Below are 22,301 nucleotides of genomic sequence, written 5' to 3'. Positions count from 1 at the left end.
TGTATCTTAGCAACCTTATTCAACGTGTTTAAAAATTGCGAATATACTAAATAAACGCATTTTTATATAAATGAGAGAAGAAAAAGGATGCTTGCCTCTGGAGAAACCTGATCAATTTGTTAGGAAAAAATGCCATGAAGGGCAATATTACGATAACATCCTAGTTTAATGGATGAAGACGGATTTCGAGGATGAATCCATTAAGCGATTATTGTTGACTTAGGACTTATAAATTATAATGGGTAAAATCATAGCGTTAGCCAATCAAAAAGGAGGAGTAGGTAAAACCACATCCTCAATTAACTTAGCAGCGAGTCTTGCCGTATTGGAGTATCGGACACTGTTAGTGGATGCCGATCCGCAGGCGAATTCGACCTCAGGCATCGGATTCGATCCAAGGGCGATCAAATCGAGTGTATACGAATGTATTATTAACGATTTAGACCCTCGGGAGGCTATCCAAAAAACGGAAACGCCTAATTTAGATTTACTGCCCGCACATATTGACCTTGTAGGAGCCGAAATAGAGATGATTAATCTCAATGACCGCGAATACAAAATGCGTTCCGTATTGAACCAGGTAAGTGACGATTATGATTTTATTATCATTGATTGTTCACCATCATTGGGATTGATTACCATCAATGCATTAACAGCTGCTCATTCAGTGATCATTCCGGTTCAATGTGAATATTTCGCATTGGAAGGACTGGGTAAGCTGTTGAATACGATTAAAATTGTTCAGAATCGGTTAAATACCAATCTTGAGATCGAAGGTATTTTGCTAACAATGTATGATGTCCGCTTACGCTTATCCAACCAAGTGGTTGAAGAAGTAAGATCCCATTTTAATGATTTGGTTTTCAATACAATTATTCAGCGAAATACGCGGTTAAGTGAAGCGCCAAGTTTTGGTATTTCGGTGATTATGCACGACGCCAATTCAAAGGGAGCCATTAACTATTTAAACTTAGCGCGGGAGATTTTAATTAAAAACGGTTTACAGAAAGAGCAAGAGGAGGCAAAAATATAATGGCGCAACAGCGGAAAATAGGATTAGGAAAAGGTTTAAGTGCGCTGCTGAATGATACAGATGAAGTGATCAAGCAAACAGCAGCAAGTCAACAGTCAACCGTAGAAACGATCGGGAAAGAAGTGCCTCCAGGGGCGGTTAGTCATATTAAGATCACCGCAGTTGAGGTCAACCCTTTTCAGCCGAGAACGGATTTTGACGCGGAAGCACTCCATGAGCTTGCCGACTCAATTAAGTTGCAAGGCTTGATTCAACCCATTACGGTGCGTAAAGCAGGGAGTGGGAATTACCAATTGATTTCCGGAGAGCGACGTCTGAGAGCGTCTAAAATTGCCGGTTTGACAGAAATTCCAGCCTATATACGGACGGCTAATGACCAACAAATGTTGGAAATGGCCCTCATTGAAAATATTCAACGGGAAAATCTTAACGCAATTGAGGTTGCTTTGAGCTTTCAGCGGATGATCGACGAATGTAATTTAAAACAAGAAGAATTGGGTGATCGAGTAAGTAAAAATCGATCTACTGTTACTAATTATCTTCGTTTGCTGAAACTTCCACCGGTTATTCAAGCATCGATCCGCGATGGAAAATTAAGCATGGGGCATGCACGCGCACTGATCAATGTCGCGGATGTCGATAAGCAGCTGTATATTTTTCAGGAAATCATTGATAAAGGGCTGTCAGTACGAAAGGTGGAAGAGTTGGTGCGCTTGGTTAATGACCATGCCTACAAGAATAAAGCGAAGCCGGATACTAAAGAGAAATCGTTATCGTTTGAGTTTCAAAAGATCCAGGATGATCTGGCCTCCAAATTTTCTACTAAAGTAAAGCTCAATGTGAAAAATAAAGGCGGGAAAGGCACGATTGAGATTCCATTTATGTCGGAAGACGATCTGAGTCGGATTCTGGAGTTATTAGACTGGTAATGACACTATTTCGGTTTCTCTTTTTACTCGTTTTTTTTTCGATAGGGTGTTCTTTTGCCTTCGCGCAGGTGCCTGATAGTGTTAGAACGCCCGGTGATATCAGCAAAGATCGTTTTGATATGACCGATACTGCCAATGTATCGAAAAAGGAACGCAAAAGACGAAAAGAAAAGCAGGAGGAGCAAAAGCCTGTTGTTTATAAAGATTCAGCACGCTTAGCACTCGAAGCGTTAACGAAGCAAGCAGTTCGTCGTTCCCTTATCTTACCGGGTTGGGGACAATTGTTTAATCGTGGTTGGGGCTATGTGAAGGCTCCTATTATCTGGGCAGGTTTTGGTGGTTTGGGTTATTCCTTTGTCTTCGCCCAGAATAACTACAGTGAAACATTAGAGGAAGTTCGCTTTCGTCTCGCAAATCAGGGGCTCAGCCAAAATCCAAAATATCCTGACTATGTCACGACGGAATGGCTCATCGGAGCGAAGGACTTTTACCGGCGAAACCGGGACTTAACAATCCTTCTCACGGTTGGATGGTACGCCCTGAACGTAATTGATGCTTATATTGATGCGAAATTCAAACGCTATGATATGAGCGATGACCTTACCTTCAATATCCGCCCCACCTTGATGCAGGTGCCTGGTATGATGGCTTATCGCACTACACCCGTAGTGGGCTTAAAGGCAACATTTTCTATTAAGTAACAAAATTTACTACATTTACGCGTATTAAGTAAAATCGTATATTGCAAACCTAAACACATAGCACTGATATAATGAATATAGCCTTGATTGGTTACGGTAAAATGGGCCGTATAATAGAAAAAATTGCCTCCGAAAGAGGTCATACTGTCGCGCTGATTATCGATGAAAATAACCGTCATGAAATTGTAGCAGAAGATTTTTCCGATGTGGATGTAGCCATTGATTTTAGTACGCCACAAGGAGCTCTTGAGAACATCTACCTCTGTTTTGAAGCAGATACGCCAATGGTTGTAGGTACTACCGGCTGGTACAGTCACTTGCCTGCAATCGAAGAAAAATGTAAAGCGGGTAACAAAACTTTACTTTATGGGTCTAACTTCAGTATTGGCGTTAATGTGTTTTTTCATATCAATAAGCTGCTGGCAAAAGCGATGAGCCCTTATAAGCAGTATGATGTTCAAGTAGAGGAAATCCATCATACGCATAAATTGGACTCACCCAGTGGGACAGCTATTACAATAGCGGAAGGTATTTTGGACTATAATGATGATAAGGATGAATGGGTGAATAACCTGGTAGGTGAAGGTGAAGAGGTTATTCCAAAAAAAAATCAGTTGTTGATTGAGTCGCACCGAATTGAGGAAGTGCCCGGTACGCATACAGTATTGTATAGCTCGGAAGTGGATCAGCTTGAGTTCAAACATACCGCACATAGTCGCGCCGGATTTGCTTTAGGGGCTGTAATTGCAGCGGAATGGCTACACGGAAAGAAAGGCTTTTATGCCGTTACAGATATGTTTGATTTTAATAGGATGTAACAATTTGGTGTTAATATTTAAGATTTTTAACTATTGATATCTTGTTTCTTTTTAAAGGGTATCAATGAGCCCCTCGGGGGTTTTTAATTTTGACTTTTTAATTTTTACTTTATAAGGCATGTTAATAGCTTTTCTAGTCGTATTTTTCCTGGGCACCCAGATCGGTTTATGGTTACTTTTTGTGAAAGCAGGAAGACCCGGTTGGGAATCACTCGTTCCGTTTTATCGTGAGTATATAATGACGAAGCTGACGGGAAGACCTTGGTGGTGGGTTATCTTGTTAATAGTGCCTATTATAAATCTTTTTATCGGCATTGGTTTATACATTGATTTCGTTCGGAGCTTTGGCCGGCGATCTTTTCTTGATCAGGTCGGTACAATCATTGTTCCTTTTATCGTCTTTCCTTTATGGGGAGCTGATAAAACGATAAGCTATTGGGGTGCATCGGCTACAGAAGAATTTAAAAAGAAATACCCCTATAAAAAATCAGCAACCAGGGAATGGGCTGATGCTATTGTTTTTGCGGTTGTGGCTGCGACCTTGATCAGGACTTTTTTGATTGAAGCTTATATGATCCCATCGGGATCGATGGAACGTAGCTTACTTACCGGAGATTTTCTCTTTGTTAGTAAGATCAACTACGGTCCGCGGCTTCCGATGACGCCCATCGCTTTTCCTTTTGCACATCATACCATGCCGATCACCGGAACAAAGGCCTATTGGGATGGTCTGGAAATGGACTACCGTCGATTACCAGGTTTACAGAAGATTAAACGTAATGATGTCGTGGTCTTCAATTATCCAATGGAAGCGGATGCACCTTTTAATCGGCCGGTGGATAAACGTGAAAATTATATTAAACGGGCTATCGGTGTTCCGGGAGATACCATTTCGATCGCCGATGCACAGGTCTATGTAAATGGTAAGAAAGGAGTGACACCGGTGGAAGGGCAGCTGATGTATGAAGTGACGACTGATGGTACGGATATTAACCTCGACCGCATTAATGATATGCGTATCGAAGGCGGTTCAACCGGACAACCTAATCAATATGTATTTTACCTTACTCCTTCGTTGGCAAATACGATCAAAGGTTGGGCAAACGTGAAAGAAATTAAACCGCTCATTTATCCGAAAGGTACACCGGAACCTACACAGGATATCTTTCCGCAGGGCGCTGATTGGAACCGCGACAATTATGGTCCGGTCATTGTACCGCATCAAGGATGGACTGCTCAGTTAAACGAACAAACGGTACCAATTTATGAACGCGCTATTACGATATATGAAGGCAATACCTTGGAGAAAAAGGACGACGGCTATTATATCAATGGAACGAAGGCGGATAGCTATACCTTTAAGATGAATTACTATTGGATGATGGGGGATAACCGTCACAATTCACTAGACTCTAGATTTTGGGGTTTTGTACCTGAAGACCATATTGTAGGGAAGGCTTTGTTCGTATGGCTTAGCTTAGATGATAAAGGATCTTTCTTCGACAAGATCAGATGGAACCGTATCTTTATGGGAATCCATTAATTTTAGTTATTCGTTGATCGTTTTTTGTTATTCGATATAAGCCTGGTCTTTTCCAGGCTTTTTTATTGAAGTTGAATGGTTAACACGGGTGTTAACCGATTGATTAGTCGAGACCTTAATTGGTTGAGTAGCATTGCTTTTAGCGTTACTACGAATAACCAACAACGAATAACTAATCACCAACAACCAAAGCTAAGCTCCTCCTCCCAGTGCTCTGTATAACTCAACGCGGGCAAGCAACAATTGTTGTTTTAGGCTAACGAGTTCAAGTTCGCTATCGATTGCGTTTTGTTGCGCGGTAATTACCTCCAGATAGGTAGCATAACCGGCCTTGAATAACAGTCCTGCCTGCTTGATACCTAATCGGGCTACCTTTACGCGGTTTTCAGCGATATTATACTCTTCCTGTAGCTTTTTGAAGGTGATGAGTGTATTGGTTATTTCATTGATCGCATCTAAGACCACCTGTTGAAAATCAAGTTCTGCTTTATCCCGTTCAAGTTTTGCGACCTCAATATCCGTTTTAATTTTTCTTTTATTAAAAACCGGCGCGGTCAGGCTACCAATGATACCGCCAAATAGTGATCCAGGGATCTTAAACCAATTTTTGGACAACATCGCATTTACACCTCCTTCAGCTTCAATCGTAAGAGCAGGATAACGATAAGCTTGCGTAACACCGACATTCGCATTGGCCGCACGCAGGGCAAGTTCGGAGGCTCGGACATCCGGTCGATGACTCACCATATATAAGGGAACACCGGCAGTAACTGAATCTTCGATCAGAAAATCAGTGAGTGAGGCATCGCGTGGAATACTATCCGGGAGCTCACCGGAAAGAGCCCTTAGGCCATTTTCCTGAATGACCACCTGTCGTTCCAGTTGTGGGATAAGCGACTGCGCCGCTAGGCTTTGCGACTCTGTTTGCTGGATGGCAAGAGAGGTTACTTGGCCTGCGTCCCGCTGCAATTTGACAATGCGCAAGGTGCTGTCCGTCAATTGTAGATTTCGGCGGGCTACTTCCAATTGGGCATCAAGCATTAACAGGTTGTAATAGCCTTCGGCGATATTGGCTACTAATTGTGTTTGTAAAAGTTTACGGGCTTCGTAGGTTTGTAAATACTCGGCCAGCGTTCGTTCATTCATACGCCGGATTTTGCCCCAAATGTCTAGCTCCCAGCTGAGCCCAATACTGCTCATGTGTTGCATCGTATAATCAAACATCGTCTCCGGCGCTTCTTTACCCTTTGTTTCATAGTATTTTGAAGAGGGATTTGAGTAGAAATTTTTGGATCGATACTGTCGGTTAACGCTTCCGAGGGTTGCATTAATATCGGGAAGAAATTCCGCGCGTGCCTGAAAAACACGTTGATTAGCGATTTGAATGTTTTTCATCGCTTTTCGCATGTCGTAATTATTCGTGAGTGCTGTGTCAATAATTTTTCGTAGCGTCGTATCGACGAAAAATTCACGCCAATAGATATTGCCAATTCCAACTGAATCGGCCGGACTGATTTCATCCCGATATTTTTCGGGAAGGTTCAGATGCGGCCGCTTATAATCTCTTCCTACTTTACAGGCATTGAACAGTAGGCTAAGGAATATCGTTAAAATGGCTACTGAACTGAAGTTTCTTATGTTTATATTCTTTTTAATCATCTTCTTCCTGGATCATTTTCGATTTTACCTTTTCATCAATGTGCTGAAAAACCATATAAAGAACGGGTATAACAAATATACCTACCGTTACTCCGAATAGCATACCGCCTGCTGCACCGATGCTGATCGAATGGTTACCTTGCGCCGAAGGACCGACCGTCCACATCAAAGGAATCAAACCCGCAACGAAAGCAAGCGAGGTCATCAGAATAGGTCGCAGTCGTAAGCGTGCTCCTTCAATCGCGGCATCGTAAACCGATAAACCGGATTTCCGTTGCTGAACGGCAAACTCCACGATAAGAATCGCGTTCTTTGCCAAGAGTCCGATAAGCATGATCAGGCCGACTTGAACATATATATTATTTTCCAAGCCAACCAGGTTAACAGCTGTATAGACCCCAACAAGGCCAACAGGTACAGAAAGCAAAATCGCGAAAGGTAAAATATAGCTCTCGTATTGTGCCGCCAGCAAGAAATACACAAAGAGAATACTTAAAGTAAAGATGAGAATGGTTTGGCCTCCGCTTTGTCGCTCTTCCAAGCTCATTCCGGTCCATTCATAACTATAATTTGCCGTCAGTACTTTTGCAGCCACTTCGTCGACGGCTTTCATGGCATCTCCTGAACTATGGCCTGCAGAGGGCGTAGCATTAATTGCAATGGCATTAAACAGGTTATATCGATTGACTGTTTCCGGACCAAAAACCTTTCGTAGCTTGACCAACGTATTGGCCGGTACCATGTCACCGTTTTTATTACGGACAAAAATTGATTTGAAGGATTCCGGGTCATTGGTAAAACGAGCATCTGCTTGCATATAGATCCGATATTGTCGTCCGAAACGACTAAAATCCCCGGCCTGTACACGACCATAATAGCCTCGTATGGTCGTCATGAGATCCTTTGCTGTGACGCCTAATGCTTGCGCTTTAACAAAATCGACTTCCAATTGATATTGTGGGAAATTTGCTTTAAATGGCGTAAAGGCAGTTTCAATTTCAGGCCTTTTTTGCAGCTCTTGAATAAAGTTGCCTGCCACCTTACTGAAGGAGGCGAAGGTGCCTCCCAAGCGGTCCTGTAAGACAAACTCTAAACCACTAAAGTCACCAAAGCCTTGTACTGTGGGGCGCGGGTAGACACTGAAAGAGGCCTCATTGATCTGCGAAAGATCTTTGCGTACACTGTCCATAAAGACATTGATATCCTTGATGGTCCCCCTGTCCTTGTGATCTTTCAAATTGATATAACCTACCGCAAAAGCTGGACTGGCTGTTGCGTCGATGGCGTTATAACCCGAAATGGTCGTCATGCCCGAAATCTGCTCTCGTTTTCTGACAATGCTGTCCGCTTTTTGCAGCACTTCCGTTGTTCGTGCTAAAGAGGCGCCCGGTGGCATAGACATCGAGAAGGTGACGAAACTGTCGTCTTCTGTCGGAATAAAGCTGGAAGGGGTTCGGTTCATTAAGAAGATACCTGTCGCAGAGAGCAGGGCCAATAACGCGAGTGTAAGCCATTTTTTGCGCAACAGAAAATTCAAAGAACGAATATATTTATTGGTGAGGGTATCAAAGGCAACATTGAATCCATCAAAAAAACGGCGTGAATATTTAGAAAATTTACTTCCTTTTAACGCTTTCTCCTTATCATCATGATGCGTATTCCTCAACAATAAAGCACACAAAGCTGGACTTAACGTTAGGGCATTGAGCGCTGAAATCAGGATAGCGGTTGCTAAGGTATAAGCAAATTGTTTGTAAAACAGACCCGATGGGCCTTCCATGAAGCCGACCGGAAGGAACACGGCTGCCATCACCATGGTAATGGATAAGATTGCACCGGTGATTTCGCTCATTGCCGAAATTGTTGCTTTCCGGGGTGACAGTCCAGTTCGTTCCATTTTTTGATGCACGGCCTCCACAACGACGATCGCGTCGTCTACCACAATACCAATGGCTAGAACTAACGCAAACATCGTTAATACATTGATGGAAAAGCCAAATAGTAAAAGAAAGAAAAAGGTTCCTACTAATGATACCGGAATGGCGATGGCTGGAATTAACGTTGAGCGAAAATCCTGCAAGAAGATAAACACGATCACAAATACCAAGAAAAAGGCTTCAAACAAGGTGTGTTTCACTTGACTGATCGATTCATCTATTTGGTCACGTACACTATAGGTGATTTCATAGGTTATACCCTCCGGAAAAGATTGCTGCAACTTTTCCATCACCTTTCGTATTTGCCCGTCGATTTCTACGGCATTCGACCCGCTCGTTTGCACTACATTGATGGTCAATCCCGGAAATCCATTCACTTTATTGTCTGAACCTACGTTGGAAGCACCGAATTCGATCCTGGCAACATCTTTAAGATAGAGCACGGAACCGTCTTCATTCGTTCGGATTACCAGATTTTCATAATCTTCGGGATTACTAAAACGGCCACGGTGTTTTAAAACAGTCTCAAAGACTTCATCGGATGCTTCACCGAACTTGCCCGGTGCAATTTCAAAGTTTTGACTCTTGATGGCATCGATCACATCTTGAGGAACCAAACCATAGACCGCGAGTTTTTCAGGATTAAGCCAGGTGCGCATGGAATAATCTCTGGCCCCGATACGGCTGATTGCCGCAACGCCGGGAACGCGTAACAACTCACGGTTAATATTGATCTGTGCGTAGGCTTGCAGGAAGGTTTCATCATAAACCGTATCGGGATGATTACTGAAAATATTCATGGTCATGATGACACCGTTCTGCTTCGGCATTACACTAATCCCTGCTTCATTTACCTCAGCAGGGATTTGGCTAGCCGCTTTTGAAACACGCGTTTGGACATTAACAGCTGCTTGATCGGGATTGGTGCCGGCTTTGAAAAAGATATTGATACTACCGGAACCTGTGTTACTGGCGGTAGATCGTATATAGGTCATATTATCTACTCCATTGATAGCCTCTTCAATGGGTAATAAGACGCTCTGTGCCACCGTTTCGGCGTTGGCCCCCGGGTAAGATAAGGTAACACTAACACTCGGTGGTGCAATTTCCGGAAAACGGGTGACAGGTAATTGGAGCATACCGACAATACCCAGCATAACCAATAAAATGGAGATGACTGTAGCAAGGACGGGTCTGCTTATGACGGTTTTTAACATTTCTTTCCTCTCGTTAATGGAGTTTAACTATTCTAGCTGCTTAACAGGGGGATTTTAACTGCGTTTAGGATTTTGCAGTTGCGGATTGATGGCCAAGCCGTCTTCCAATTTATCGAAGCCCGCTAATACCACCCGATCACCTGGTCTTAACCCATCTTTAACGATATAGTTAGGCCCGCTGACTCCGTCGAGAACAACAGCGCGCATCTTTACCTTATTATCAGGTGTTACAATATAGACAAAGGTTTTGTCTTGTAGCTCTACGGCCGCCACTTGAGGCATCAACAAGGCGCCCGGTTTCTTTTCTTCCATCTTCAAGGTACCGGTGTTCCCTTGTCTAAGTACATCATGCGGATTGGCGAAGGAAGCCCGTAAGGAAATGGCACCAGTGGTGCGGTTTACCTGTCCGTCGATGGCATCTACAATTCCTCGTTCCGCATATTCGGTGCCGTCGGCCAGTATAAGGCGTACATAGGGAATCAACATGTCGTTATTGGCCGATGAGTCATTTGACCGCCCGCCCTTGGTAAAATGCAGGAAGTCCGCCTCACTCATAGAAAAGTACACATATACTTCCCGGGTGTCTGAAAGCACCGTGAGCGGCTGCGAATCGCCTTTTGTAATCAGGTTTCCAATGCGCTTCGGAATCCGACCTATATAACCACTGGAGGGTGCTTTAATATTGGTGAAGTCGAGGTTTATTTTTGCTGTTGCAACGGCAGTTGCTGCTTTTGCAACAGAAGCGGTAGCAATATCAGCATTTGAACGAGCTGTTTGAAGCTGTACATCTGAAATCACATCGTTGTCTACTAATGGCTTTAAACTTTCTACTTCCAGTTGCGCATTCTTCTCTTTGGCTTTCTCAACCGTTTCTTCTGCAACGGCATTTTTGAGCGCTTCCATATAAGGTTGCTCGTTGATTTTAAAAAGATTTTGCCCTTGTTTTACGTAAGCTCCCTCATCGACATAGATCTTTTCAAGAATGCCCTCAACCTGTGGACGGATCTCTACATTTACTTTTCCTTCAATGGTACCTAGGTAATCCCGTTCGGTCAATGCTGTTCCGGTATCTACCATGAAGACAGGAAGGTTTAACCGCTGATTGTTTTCATCTTCTGCATTGGAGGACCCGGAGTGACAACTACTGGTAATTGCCAGCAAAAAAAGGCCTGTAGTGAGTGTTAATAGGGATTTAATGCTTTTACTTGTTTTAATAATCATTGACGTTTTTTATGTTTTCGTAGTTTAAGCATGTTGTTGCTTTTCAACAAAACATTTTGAAATAAGTTTGTTACTTGCGAGCTAATAGTTTTCAGAATTGATGCCAAAAATAATTAGTCGGTACTTAATGGCGATAAACCGAGGTCATCTGCCAGCTTTGATAAATCGTCGAGCACACTTTTGACAACTGGAATTCCTTTCATCTTTCGTTCGATAGATGCAGCTAGTTCCGGTTCACCGGGAATAATGACCGGTTGTTGTTGATCAATGGGTTCTGCCTGTTTGAACCGCCTAATCCAATTGTCCATATGCGCTTTGAAATCTGCTATCGGACGGAAACCATCGGCCCTTAATGCACCTAAAAAATGCCCCAGACCTTCTCCAACCGGTTGTGGGTGAGGATCTAAATAAGCAACGAAAGGTGGGGCCCATGGGCCGTAGTTCGCCCCTGAAAGTACAGCGCTTAAAATATCAACTGTCGCACTTAAACCAAAACCCTTATGACTGCCATGTGTACGGTCACCCCCTAAGGGAAGCAAAGATCCGCCTGATTTAAGTTCATGTGAATTGACCGAAGGGATACCGTCTTTTGTTTGTACCCATCCTTCGGGAATGGGAGATCCACTGCGTTGGGCAATTTCAAGTTTGCCATTTGCAGCGGCTGAGGTAGCCATGTCGACAATAACCGGTGGATAATCTCCGGCTGGGAAAGCATAGCACATTGGGTTGGTACCAAGCATACGTTCTTTACTAAAAGTAGGCGTAACCAAGGGACTGGCATTGGTCATTGCATAACCAATCATATCCTTTTCAACGGCTAATAACGCATGGTAACCAGCAATACCGAAATGATTGGAATTACGGACGGCTACCCAACCGGAGCCATAAGTTTTCGCTTTTGAGATGGCGATTTCCATCGCATAGGGCGCCACCACTAGGCCTAAACCACGATCTCCATCTACGGTGGCGGTGGTAGGTGTTTCGTGCACAATGCGTATTTGCGGAGAAGGATTTAGTCGACCTTTCTGCCAGAGCCGAACATATCCGCTTAATCGTGCTGTTCCGTGGGAATCAATGCCACGCAAATCAGCTGCAACAAGTACGTCCGCAGCCAGCTTCGCGTGGGCCACTGAGCAGCCAATGGCAAGGAATACTTGTTCGGTGAATTGACGTAGGTCTGATTCATTGATACGTATATCGGTCTTTTCCAAATGTTTTGTATTTTGCTGTTTGTTTTGTATTTCGCAAACTTAATAAATTGTTATTAGTTATTAGTTGCGCGTTGCAAGCTATTAGTTATTCGTACCAACATTATCAAACTAACCGACCCCGAAGACTCGGGGGAGCTCCTATAAATAATGCCTTTAAATAAACACTAATGAATAATTAACCAACCCACTACTTAACTATTTAACGTCTCAACCACTCCACAATTTCTCTACTTCACGCCCATGCTTCATTGGCTAATTCACCAATTGGCTAACCGGCTAATTAACTAATCCCCTACTCAACTACTCAACAAAAAAACACCATCATGTGCAACCTTTTTGGTATTCTTGACATCTAAGAGAAAAAGGGAACATAATTTGAAGCAATTATACACCATCGATGATTTAGTAGAAGGCTGCCGAAAGGGGGAACGAAAGGCGCAAGAGTCGTTGTATCGGGCAATCGCTTCAAAGATGTTCAACTTATGCTTGCGTTATGCTGTTTCAGAACAAGAGGCGGAGGATATGTTACAAAATGGTTTTATCAAGGTATTTCAGTCTATCGCTGGTTTTCGAGGGGAAGGGTCGTTTGAGGGGTGGATACGAAGGATTTTTGTTAATACCGCGATTGAAATGCTTCGAAAAAATAAAGTAATACAAAATACGGTAAGTGTCGATACGGTTTTCGACGAAGAGCAGCAGACTTTTGATATGGAGGATTTGGAAGTGCGTGATCTCTTAACGCTGATTCAGCAATTGCCGGATGGTTATCGCGTGGTGTTTAATATGTACGCCATTGAAGGATATTCCCATAAAGAAATCGCTGTTGCATTGGAAATAAGTGAGGGTGCTTCGAAATCGCAATTGTCGCGTGCAAGAACTTGGTTGAAAAGTAAATTAATAATGTTAGAAAGAGGGGGTAATTATGGATCGTATGCAGGATAATCTTTTTGATGAAGCTGTGCGGAAGAAGCTTGATTCTTTTGAACCGAGCGTTCGGGCAGACCTATGGTTAACGGTTGCTGAACAACTAGATCAGCAGGCTGTTGAACCGATAACAAAACCACTTAAAACGAAAAAGGTCTTGAGGTGGTGGTCAATAGCAGCTATGCTGGCGTTTGGTTTGGGAATGGGGCTCATTTATGTTAAACAGCCACATGAAGTTGTATATTTGAGTGCTAAAAAGGAAGCCTTAAAAGAGGAGAAGGACGAAATCATATCGTCTGTGCCTCAGGAGAACCGTGAAGTAGTTGAAAATAATGGTGTGGTTTCTACGAGCCCATCCCTTGTGAAACGGGATTTGACGAAAAAAAGCAGCGACCGAAAAATAACGGATCCTGAAAATAAGCTGGTCACGGCGATTGAGAGCGCGGCCGCAAGTACAGGCAACCGACCCACGATTGACAATGAGGTCGTAACGATTGCTGTACCTCCCTATAGCGAACGCACGGAAGAAAAGGAGCTGCAACTTGTGTTTCTTGAAACCCCCAAGTTAAACGATCGAGGACTAAAAAGCCGAGAAAAGAAAAATTTTGGCATTGGTGAGATCTTAAATTATGTAGTGGGTTCGGTTGATCATGGTGATGCAAAGGTGCTGTCTTTTGCCAGCGACGATGAAGGCACATTGAAAGTAGCTGTTGATTTGAAAGCACTGAAAGTTAAGTTGTGATAGGGGGATAGTTAGGTAGTTAAATGGTTGAGTCGTTAAATAGGGAAATAGTTAAGTAGTTAAATGGTTAAGTAAGGAAGTACGATTTAACAACTCAACAACTCAGCTAATGTTAAATAAAGAAAAAAGATAAAACGGAACATAATATGAAGCATATTTTATTTACAGGTTTAACAGTTGTTGCATTGATCGGTGGCTTTCGTGTAAGCAGTGGTTCTGAATTAAAGATGGAGGGAATACGTGATACCACGGATATGGACACGGTCAAAACGGAAGGAAAACGTAAGCTTACCATCAAATGGGGTTCGGATGGAGATAATATGGTAAAAGTAGAGCGGTGTAACCCCTGCGACAGTTTACATAAAGACAGAAGTTCAGACTTTCTCAAACAAAAGCCGAAGGTTATTTTAGGGATTACCTTTGCTCGTTTTGATTTAGGTTTGGCTACTTTATTAGACAATGGTAGTTTTACGCTAAGTCCGGAGAACGATTTTCTAAAAAATAGGACCTGGAAAACAATCAATGTAGGCTTTGACGTTTTTCAATTCGGGTATCGGTTTAATGAGAAATTCAGGTTGTTTTTATCCGCTGGTTTCGACTGGACACACATCCGCTTGAAAAATGATATTATATTTGATCGGAATACAACACCTTTAAGCTACACGGAATCGGATATTCACTACAGTAAGAACCGTTTCAGTTCCAGTTATTTAAGAATACCGATTACTTTTGAACATCGATTGGGCATGGACCGTGATTTACGAATAGCTTATGGTCCTATTGGCGGTTTTCTGTTGAGTGGAAGCCAGAAATTCAAGAGCGAAGAAGAAGGGAAGCGAAAGGTGAAGGACGACTTCAATTATGCCAAATTTCGCTATGGTGCTTTCGCACGTGTTGGCTACAAGTGGGTCGGTTTGTATGCTAAATATTATTTCAATGATATGTTCGAGAATAGTCCACAGCAGGAGGGGCTGCGCAACATGTCTTTCGGTCTTATGTTCTTTTTCTAGATCCTTAGCGCGATCGGTTGCTGGTGATCCTATCAACCGATCGTTCATGAATGCCTAAAATTTTTTTATCTTCGGGGCGTTTACACTATAAGTGTAAGTTTTTTTGATGGCAAATAATACAAATACCCCTTCTTGCGATTTTGTGGTTTCGGATACGCAGAAAAAAGGATTAGCATATATTCAGGTTGATAATTTATCAAAGCGTTTTTCGGATAAACCGGATAGCTTAGGCTTAAATGCGATTTCTTTTAGCATAGAGGAGGGCAAGATTACCGCGGTTATAGGAGAAAGTGGAAGCGGAAAGAGCACCTTATTGCGACTGATTTATGGTCTTGTGAATCCCGACGCGGGTGAAATTCGCTTTAAAGGATGGAAAGTGCCCGGGCCTTTTGATAAGTTGATTCCGGGGCATGACGATATGCGATTGGTGTCGCAGCATTTTGATGATTTAAATACCTATGCCAATGTTTGGGATAATGTGGCCTCGCGTTTATCAAACACCAACTTACAGGAAAAGCATGATAAAACGGAGATTGCCTTAAATAGTCTGAATATTTTGCGACTGGCAAAACAACGTATTGCTGACCTAAGCGGAGGTGAAAAACAACGAGTAGCCATTGCACGCGCGCTGGTGACGGGGCCACAAGTTTTATTAATGGATGAGCCCTTTAACCAAGTAGATGCTTCTTTCCGCGATCATTTGCAGCGGGATATCCGAAAGATTGTTGATGAGATCGGCCTTACCGTGATCATGGTGTCGCATGACCCAAGCGAGGTGTTGGCCTTGTCCGACGCTTTATTAATCTTGCAGGATGGCAATTTGATGGGGGCAGGCAGTCCAAAAGAAATATATAATAATCCACCGAATGCTTATACCGCGAAGCTCCTGGCGAGAAGTAATGTATTGTCGGGGGAAGAGACGAGCGTTGTATTACCCGACGTCGGAGCGAAAGAGACTATTATACATCCGGAATGGATACGATTAGGTGAAGAAAAAAATGAACCTTTATTCGCTGTACAAGGAATTTTGTTCAAAGGTTTTTATGAAGAAATTGTGCTGGTCCACGAAAAGGTGCAATTGCGTTGTATCAACAAAGAACCAAATCGATACCACATTGGGCAAGTTGTTTCGGTAGAAATTCTAAACTTTAACGTACTCAATTAAGTTTCTCGGCTAAAACCGCTAATAGCTTATCGAATTCCTCTTCTGTATAACCCAGTGATAGGTAGATGATTTTTCCTTGTTCATCTACGACGACATTTCTTGGAATACCACTGTTGGCGTACTTTGAAAATATCTCTCTTTTCAGATCCGGTAAAATCGGAAAAGTATAACCGGTTTTTTCAATGAATGGTCCTAACTTATCCCAGTTCTCCTCACGACCAAAGACGAAGAGTTCGAAATTTTTATTTTCCTTATACTGATTGTAAATCTCCTCCTGAACGCGTGGAAGTTCTTTTCGACAGGGTGGGCACCAAGTTGCAAAAAAGTTGATCAACACCACTTTTCCTTTATAATCGTGCAAATTTTTCAAGCTGCTGTCGGCAAGGGTAAAGGAAAAATCAGGAGCCTTGTCGCCTAGCTTAACCAGCCATTCTTGTTGATCTTGTGCGTAAGAAAATACTGGCAGAAAGCCTACCAAAAAAAAGAAAATGTGTTTCATTGCTGTTGTTTTATTAGTATCAAGACAAAAGTATCAAGTATCAAGACAAACGCCAAATTATTTATCTGCCAGCTGGGGATTACTTTCGGCGAACTCCCGTTGGTCGGTTTCGGTTTTAACACATAGATGAATTGTTTATATTAAAGGAACCTTTATTTTAGTTAATTTTTCATTTAATATATGTTCTTTTCCTTGGATGAAAAGAACCAAAAATCAAGGCGGCGTAGGCTACCTTGCACCTGATTGCAAAGCATTACCGGCGCGTATTGGAGCCGTTTCACTTCCTCAATCCGCTTGAGTATTGCAATATGAACGTACGTGCAAATGCTTTGCTGCTCATTGCCTCGGTATCCTCCAAGGCCATTCTTCCCGCGCACAGGGCTATAGCACGAAGCTAAAGCTAATACGTCGGGTTAAAAGCACATACCTTTCGCTTTCGACAATGCCGCCTCCAAAATTTACGTCATGTAGTGGGAGGCACTAACATTCCTGTAAATTTTGCAGCGGCGAGTTTATTCACTACTTAGTTATTTTTAAAGGTGTTCATGGGCTCTCTACGGTCGGCTCTTTGACTACTTTCTTTGCGGAAAAGAAAGTAGTTGGCGATGTCGCTGCCATTAAGCGACAAAATTAATCCTTCTTTTTTTTAAACGAAATCCTTGATCTTTCATCTCAGACAGTTATGGTTCTATGTCTTGTTACCTAGACCTTATGTCCAAAATTCGCTCATCATTTAAAAAAAGCTCACGACCGGGAATCAAAAATTCCGTTACTGCACCATTTTATTTGCACAAGTAGAGCTTGCAAAAGCTTCCGGTTTTGCTTTAAACACGAATCCCATACTTAAAATGTATCCCATCGCCTCGTGAAGCGCCTGGTTCGACTTAAACATCGGATTGGTGTTAATGTCAGCATGCACCTCTAAGTCGACATGATAAGTATCCAAAATGTCGCAAAGCGTATAAGCGGTTTCAATAGAGCGTTGCACTTCTGCCAGCATGCGTTCTTTGATACTCATTTTTAGCAACGTTCGTTCTTGGTGAATAAACATGAAGCCTCCTTTCTTTTCGCGAATAAAAGCGATTACGGTCGCAAAATCCGTAATCTGGCCTTTCACCTGTGAATCGGTGCCAATGCAGACTTTGAGCTTGTTACCTAATGCATATTCTTTCGAGATGGCTGTGCTTACTTCTTCGAGAAGTGGTTTGCGAATGGGTTCTCCGCTAAATTTTTTCCAGGTCATAAATTTAAAGGTATTACGTTAAAAATCTAAATAGCCCTTGCCTGCGTTTCGATCTATGCTATAAAGTTAATGTATTTGAAATGCTTCCACGTAAAGGTATTGTGGTTTATTTGTTAACATTTGGTTAATTATCAACACGTTGAGTTGTTGAGACGTTGAGTTATTAAGTAGGTAATTAGCCAATTGGTGAATTAGCCAATTAGCCAACAGGCAACCCGCAACCCGCAATGCACAACCAATAACTAACAACTAACAACCAATAACCAATATTTTACGTCAGATTTTTCGTCCTTTATAAACAAATACGTTACTTAGCTGTATTATTAGATTAGATATTAATCTTAATTAGTACTTATCGTAAAAAATAACAATATGAAATTTAAATCTCAAATCATGACGTTGGCAGCGGGCGCATTTGTAGTAGCTTCTTTGTCAGCATGTAATCAATCGGGTACAAAATCAACCGAAGAGGCTGACAGTATGGCTTCTGTGGAGACTGCAGCGAGTGCAATCAGCGTAACTCCGGTGGCCGACTCGAAGGCTTTTCCAGGGGCTGAACTGGCTGTTTCCTCTATTACGGCAACTCCGGGCGCTTCTCAAGATTCAGTGAAACTGGATGTGAAATATGCTGTAAAAAACTTTACGCTTACAGAACATACAGCCGATCATAATGCAGATCATATGGCCAATTCGGCTGAGGGACAGCACATTCATTTTATTTTGGACAATCAACCTTATTCAGCACTTTATAAACCCGAAAATAGCGTCAGTTTGAAAAAGGGAACGGAACATTATTTGTTGTCTTTTCTTTCTCGCTCTTATCATGAATCGATTAAAGAGCCAAAGGCTTATGTTTTAAAGCATTTTAAAATTACGGATCAGGGGAAATACGAAGAATTACCTGTACCGGCTGATGCTGCATTGTTTTACAGCCGTCCGAAAGGAGAGTATAAAGGAAAAGATACGGAAAATTTATTGCTGGACTTTTACCTTGTGAATACGGAACTGTCAGCTTCGGGCAATAAAGTAAAAGCAGAAATCAACGATACAACTATTACATTGGATAAATGGGGCCCTTATGAGATTACGGGTGCTCCTAAAGGTGATCTGAAGGTGAAATTAACGTTGGTCGGACCTGATGGAAATGAAATAAAAGGTGATAATACCTCCATTACGCGCGAAGTGAAATTGAGCGAGTAACAGAATCCCTTTCTAAAGGTGGGGGCTGTTAGCAATCAGATGCTGGCGGCCCCTTTTTTATCCCCGTCATTTTATCTAAGTTTGCTTTGTAAAAAACAGGAATTATGCAAGATAATATGTCGCGTGTGGCGACTGTGGTTAAGGCTTTAGGTTTAGATGAGGCATGTGTGAAGTTGCTGGAGGGCACACCTATTCTAACACAAAAACTCCAGCATGTGGAGCAAATTTATGCGAGTATCACCAGTATAGGAAGCACTTTGAATGTATCCCCGCAAGCGGAGGAACTTATCGAAGCACTGACCGAGCGCATTAACATTGTTGTTCATAAACTTAAATTTATTCCTGATAACCAACGGCCATCTGTTCAGGTAGTGACGGAAAGTGTGCAGGAAGATGGGTCAGCAGCTTATATGGATATGATTATAAAAACCGCGGGAGGGCGCGCCTATAGAGGCGAGGTAGCGGAAGGAGGACCGGACGTGCTTGTTTTTCCGGCAAGAAATAAGTCGATGTTTCAGTTGTTGGGAGAAATCCCTGCCCTATTGGCTGATGCCGAATGGGAACGTGTTCCCGCTATTCAGCAGAACAAAATCTATCTAATAGACGGTGAAAAGCACTTGCTTGAAAACTTGTCGGATGTGGCGAACGATGTCGAATTGATGGCGGAGGTTCTGTATCCCCAGTACTTCATTTATGGTGGAGAAGGGGAGTCCTGGATGAAGTTTGAACTTAGTTAATTCGTTGAGTAGGGAAATAGGGAAGTAGTTAAGTAGCGAAATAGTTCGCGCTACGATTTAACGTCTCAACCACTTAACAACTCAACAACATGAAAGAAAATAAACCTGATTTTGAAAAAATTGCCGCGCAGCTTGCATGTCCCTCAGGAGAGATGGGGGTGGAGGTTGGCAATCGAATGAATGAAAGCAATGGTGAAATGACGCGGCATGCAATTGACTTGCTTGGCATCGTAGATGGTGAGAAAGTCGTTGAATTGGGCCCTGGGAATGCGCGATTCGCGTCTTATGTTTTGGATAAGGGAAGGCATATCCATTATCTTGGAGCGGATATTTCCGAAGTGATGATAGAAGAGGCGAGGCAGATTAATCGCGCTTTTCTAGAAGGTGGTTCTGTCAGTCTATTTCTGCTCAAAAGGCTTCAGTTACCTTTTGAAGATGAGTCTATCGATAAGGCTTTTACCGTCAATACATTGTATTTTTGGCAGGAGCCTTTATCGGTACTGGCCGAATTGTATCGTGTGCTTAAACCAGGCGGATTGCTTTGCCTTGCTATCCGAAGCAAGGCATTTATGCAAAGCCTTCCTTTTACCGCTTACGGTTTTACATTATATAGTCCTGAGGAAGGGATGACACTTTGTGAAAGGACCGCCTTTTCCGAAAAAAGCTATACAATCATAAGTTCACTGGGAGAAACCTTTACCGGCGATCCTGTTACTAAAGAAGATGTGTTTTTTGTGTTGAAGAAAGATACATAGTTATTCGTTACCGGTTATTAGTTATTCGGCCGGTATTGACGAGTAACTAATAACGGATAACGAACAACGAAAGCTACTTCACCAGCTTCTTATACTTAATTCTTTTTGGTGCTATATCGCCCAGTCTTTTCTTTCTGTTTTCTTCATATTCAGAATAATTACCTTCGAAGAAATATACCTGCGAATCGCCTTCAAAAGCTAAGATATGCGTGCATATCCGATCCAGGAACCAGCGGTCGTGCGATATAATCACGGCACATCCACCAAAATTTTCGAGTCCCTCTTCTAATGCACGAAGCGTGTTCACATCAATATCATTGGTGGGCTCATCTAACAATAAAACATTGGAGCTTTTCTTGAGGGTAATGGCTAGGTGTACACGGTTGCGTTCCCCGCCCGAAAGTACGTCTACTTTTTTCTGTTGGTCGGCACCATTAAAGTTGAATTTTGAAACATAAGCCCGTGAATTAACGGTACGATTTCCCAAGACGATGTTGTCATGACCGCCCGTGATATTTTCCCAAACATTTTTGTTTGGATCTAAATCATCGTGTAATTGATCAACATAGCCCAAGGCAACCGTTTCTCCTACGCGGAAAGACCCCGTGTCAGGTTGTTCTTGCCCCGTTATTAATCGGAATAAAGTGGTTTTTCCTGCTCCGTTCGGTCCGATAATACCCACGATACCTGCAGGGGGTAATGAAAATGTAAGGTTTTCAAATAACACCTTATCTCCGTAAGCTTTCGATACATTTTGTGCCTCAATAACGACATTACCCAAACGAGGTCCGGGTGGAATGAAAAGCTCCAGTTTTTCTTCTCGTTCCTTTGTTTCCTCGGAAGCTAGTTTTTCATAATTAGAAAGGCGAGCCTTCGATTTTGCATGACGAGCTTTCGGGGCCATACGAACCCAGTCCAACTCGCGTTCCAGTGTTTTTTGGCGTTTGCTTTCTGTTTTTTCTTCTTGCGCCAAACGTTTAGCTTTTTGGTCCAACCACGAAGAGTAGTTACCCTTCCAAGGAATTCCCTCGCCACGGTCGAGTTCAAGTATCCACCCCGCCACATTATCCAAGAAATATCGGTCGTGCGTAACAGCGATTACCGTTCCCTTGTACTGTTGCAGGTGCTGCTCCAGCCAGTCGATCGATTCGGCATCGAGGTGATTCGTGGGCTCATCCAGCAGCAGCACATCCGGTTCTTGCAATAAAAGGCGACATAATGCCACTCGTCTGCGCTCGCCTCCTGACAAATTGGCAATTGCTGCGTCGGGGTCAGGGCACCGAAGGGCGTCCATCGCTCTTTCCAGCTTATTGTCAAGTTCCCAGGCACCTGTTGCATCAATTTTATCTTGTAATTCGCCTTGGCGATTCATCAGTTTTTCCATTTCATCGGGATTCTCATAAACCTCCGGCAACCCGAATTTTTCATTTATTTCTTCATACTCCGTTAAGATGGCTTTGATCGCTGCGACCCCTTCCTCTACTACTTCTTTAACCGTTTTTCCTGGATCAAGAATAGGTTCTTGAGCTAAATAACCCACAGAATATCCCGGAGAGAAAACAACTTCACCCTGATACGATTTGTCCAAGCCGGCGATAATTTTCAGCAAAGAGGATTTCCCGGATCCATTTAAACCAATGACACCAATTTTGGCTCCGTAGAAAAAAGATAGATAGATATTTTTCAGTACCTGTTTTTGAGGCGGGTAAATCTTATTTACGCCGGCCATCGAAAATATTACTTTCTCGTCTGACATG

General features: G+C 42.7%; 19 protein-coding genes. 12 read left to right on the top strand and 7 right to left on the bottom strand.

Annotated elements, in window-relative coordinates; translation table 11 throughout:
* Positions 1-238: 238 nt before the first annotated feature.
* The 5 genes from RYH73_RS19855 (at position 239) to lepB (ending at position 5,024) form a co-directional block, all read left to right on the top strand.
* On the top strand, positions 239-1,033 hold the full coding sequence (locus RYH73_RS19855) for a ParA family protein (protein ID WP_335315226.1): 795 nt from the start codon (positions 239-241) through the stop codon (positions 1,031-1,033).
* On the top strand, positions 1,033-1,962 hold the full coding sequence (locus tag RYH73_RS19850) for a ParB/RepB/Spo0J family partition protein (protein ID WP_335315225.1): 930 nt from the start codon (positions 1,033-1,035) through the stop codon (positions 1,960-1,962). Before RYH73_RS19855 ends, RYH73_RS19850 begins: the two co-directional genes overlap by 1 nt.
* Complete coding sequence (locus RYH73_RS19845; protein WP_335315224.1) at positions 1,962-2,663, top strand: DUF5683 domain-containing protein; 702 nt, start codon at positions 1,962-1,964, stop codon at positions 2,661-2,663. The genes RYH73_RS19850 and RYH73_RS19845 overlap by 1 nt, the downstream gene beginning before the upstream one ends.
* Before the next feature lie 71 nt (positions 2,664-2,734).
* Complete coding sequence (gene dapB, locus RYH73_RS19840; RefSeq protein ID WP_335315223.1) at positions 2,735-3,481, top strand: 4-hydroxy-tetrahydrodipicolinate reductase; 747 nt, start codon at positions 2,735-2,737, stop codon at positions 3,479-3,481.
* 118 nt (positions 3,482-3,599) lie between these two features.
* Positions 3,600-5,024, top strand: coding sequence for a signal peptidase I (gene lepB / locus RYH73_RS19835; protein WP_335315222.1), 1,425 nt, complete (start codon positions 3,600-3,602; stop codon positions 5,022-5,024).
* 192 nt (positions 5,025-5,216) lie between these two features.
* On the opposite strand, the gene RYH73_RS19830 is transcribed toward lepB, so the two are convergent.
* The 4 genes from RYH73_RS19830 to RYH73_RS19815 all read right to left on the bottom strand — a co-directional run bounded on the left by RYH73_RS19830 (position 5,217) and on the right by RYH73_RS19815 (position 12,269).
* Positions 5,217-6,683, bottom strand: coding sequence for an efflux transporter outer membrane subunit (locus RYH73_RS19830; RefSeq protein ID WP_335315221.1), 1,467 nt, complete (start codon positions 6,681-6,683; stop codon positions 5,217-5,219).
* Entirely contained in the window at positions 6,676-9,837 is a 3,162-nt protein-coding gene (locus RYH73_RS19825; protein WP_335315220.1) for an efflux RND transporter permease subunit, read from the bottom strand. The genes RYH73_RS19830 and RYH73_RS19825 overlap by 8 nt, the downstream gene beginning before the upstream one ends.
* A gap of 54 nt (positions 9,838-9,891) precedes the next feature.
* The gene (locus RYH73_RS19820) at positions 9,892-11,058 is read right to left on the bottom strand and encodes an efflux RND transporter periplasmic adaptor subunit (RefSeq protein WP_335315219.1); all 1,167 of its coding nucleotides are present in this window, start codon (positions 11,056-11,058) and stop codon (positions 9,892-9,894) included.
* A gap of 113 nt (positions 11,059-11,171) precedes the next feature.
* Entirely contained in the window at positions 11,172-12,269 is a 1,098-nt protein-coding gene (locus tag RYH73_RS19815) for an Ldh family oxidoreductase (protein WP_335315218.1), read from the bottom strand.
* 375 nt (positions 12,270-12,644) lie between these two features.
* On the opposite strand from RYH73_RS19815, the gene RYH73_RS19810 reads away from it, so the two are divergent.
* From RYH73_RS19810 to RYH73_RS19795, 4 genes are all read left to right on the top strand, one after another.
* Entirely contained in the window at positions 12,645-13,211 is a 567-nt protein-coding gene (locus RYH73_RS19810) for an RNA polymerase sigma factor (RefSeq protein WP_335315217.1), read from the top strand.
* Entirely contained in the window at positions 13,192-13,935 is a 744-nt protein-coding gene (locus tag RYH73_RS19805) for a hypothetical protein (protein ID WP_335315216.1), read from the top strand. Before RYH73_RS19810 ends, RYH73_RS19805 begins: the two co-directional genes overlap by 20 nt.
* Positions 13,936-14,081: 146 nt before the next feature.
* Positions 14,082-14,945 (top strand): outer membrane beta-barrel protein, encoded by an 864-nt coding sequence (locus tag RYH73_RS19800; RefSeq protein ID WP_335315215.1) that lies wholly within the window; start codon positions 14,082-14,084, stop codon positions 14,943-14,945.
* A gap of 106 nt (positions 14,946-15,051) precedes the next feature.
* A complete protein-coding gene (locus RYH73_RS19795) occupies positions 15,052-16,110 on the top strand; it encodes an ABC transporter ATP-binding protein (protein WP_335315214.1) in 1,059 nt (352 codons plus the stop codon).
* Here RYH73_RS19795 and RYH73_RS19790 read toward each other — a convergent pair.
* A complete protein-coding gene (locus RYH73_RS19790) occupies positions 16,103-16,609 on the bottom strand; it encodes a TlpA family protein disulfide reductase (RefSeq protein WP_335315213.1) in 507 nt (168 codons plus the stop codon). The genes RYH73_RS19795 and RYH73_RS19790 overlap by 8 nt on opposite strands.
* A gap of 769 nt (positions 16,610-17,378) precedes the next feature.
* A complete protein-coding gene (locus tag RYH73_RS19785) occupies positions 17,379-17,852 on the bottom strand; it encodes a ribonuclease H-like YkuK family protein (RefSeq protein ID WP_335315212.1) in 474 nt (157 codons plus the stop codon).
* Positions 17,853-18,224: 372 nt separating this feature from the next.
* Between RYH73_RS19785 and RYH73_RS19780 the strand changes: the two genes are divergently transcribed.
* From RYH73_RS19780 to RYH73_RS19770, 3 genes are all read left to right on the top strand, one after another.
* A complete protein-coding gene (locus tag RYH73_RS19780) occupies positions 18,225-19,052 on the top strand; it encodes a hypothetical protein (RefSeq protein ID WP_335315211.1) in 828 nt (275 codons plus the stop codon).
* A gap of 104 nt (positions 19,053-19,156) precedes the next feature.
* Positions 19,157-19,789: an ABC transporter substrate-binding protein gene (locus tag RYH73_RS19775; RefSeq protein WP_335315210.1), complete on the top strand. Its 633-nt coding sequence runs from the start codon at positions 19,157-19,159 to the stop codon at positions 19,787-19,789.
* Between the two features lie 89 nt (positions 19,790-19,878).
* Positions 19,879-20,544 carry a class I SAM-dependent methyltransferase gene (locus RYH73_RS19770; RefSeq protein ID WP_335315209.1) on the top strand — a complete coding sequence of 222 codons (666 nt, stop codon included), beginning with the start codon at positions 19,879-19,881 and terminating at the stop codon, positions 20,542-20,544.
* Positions 20,545-20,617: 73 nt separating this feature from the next.
* Here RYH73_RS19770 and ettA read toward each other — a convergent pair whose 3' ends face one another.
* On the bottom strand, positions 20,618-22,300 hold the full coding sequence (gene ettA, locus RYH73_RS19765) for an energy-dependent translational throttle protein EttA (RefSeq protein WP_335315208.1): 1,683 nt from the start codon (positions 22,298-22,300) through the stop codon (positions 20,618-20,620).
* Between the last annotated feature and the right edge of the window lies 1 nt (position 22,301).

The sequence above is a fragment of the Olivibacter sp. CPCC 100613 genome, from assembly GCF_036959255.1.
Lineage (GTDB): Bacteria > Bacteroidota > Bacteroidia > Sphingobacteriales > Sphingobacteriaceae > Olivibacter.
This window is presented reverse-complemented; position numbering and strand designations above follow the sequence as displayed.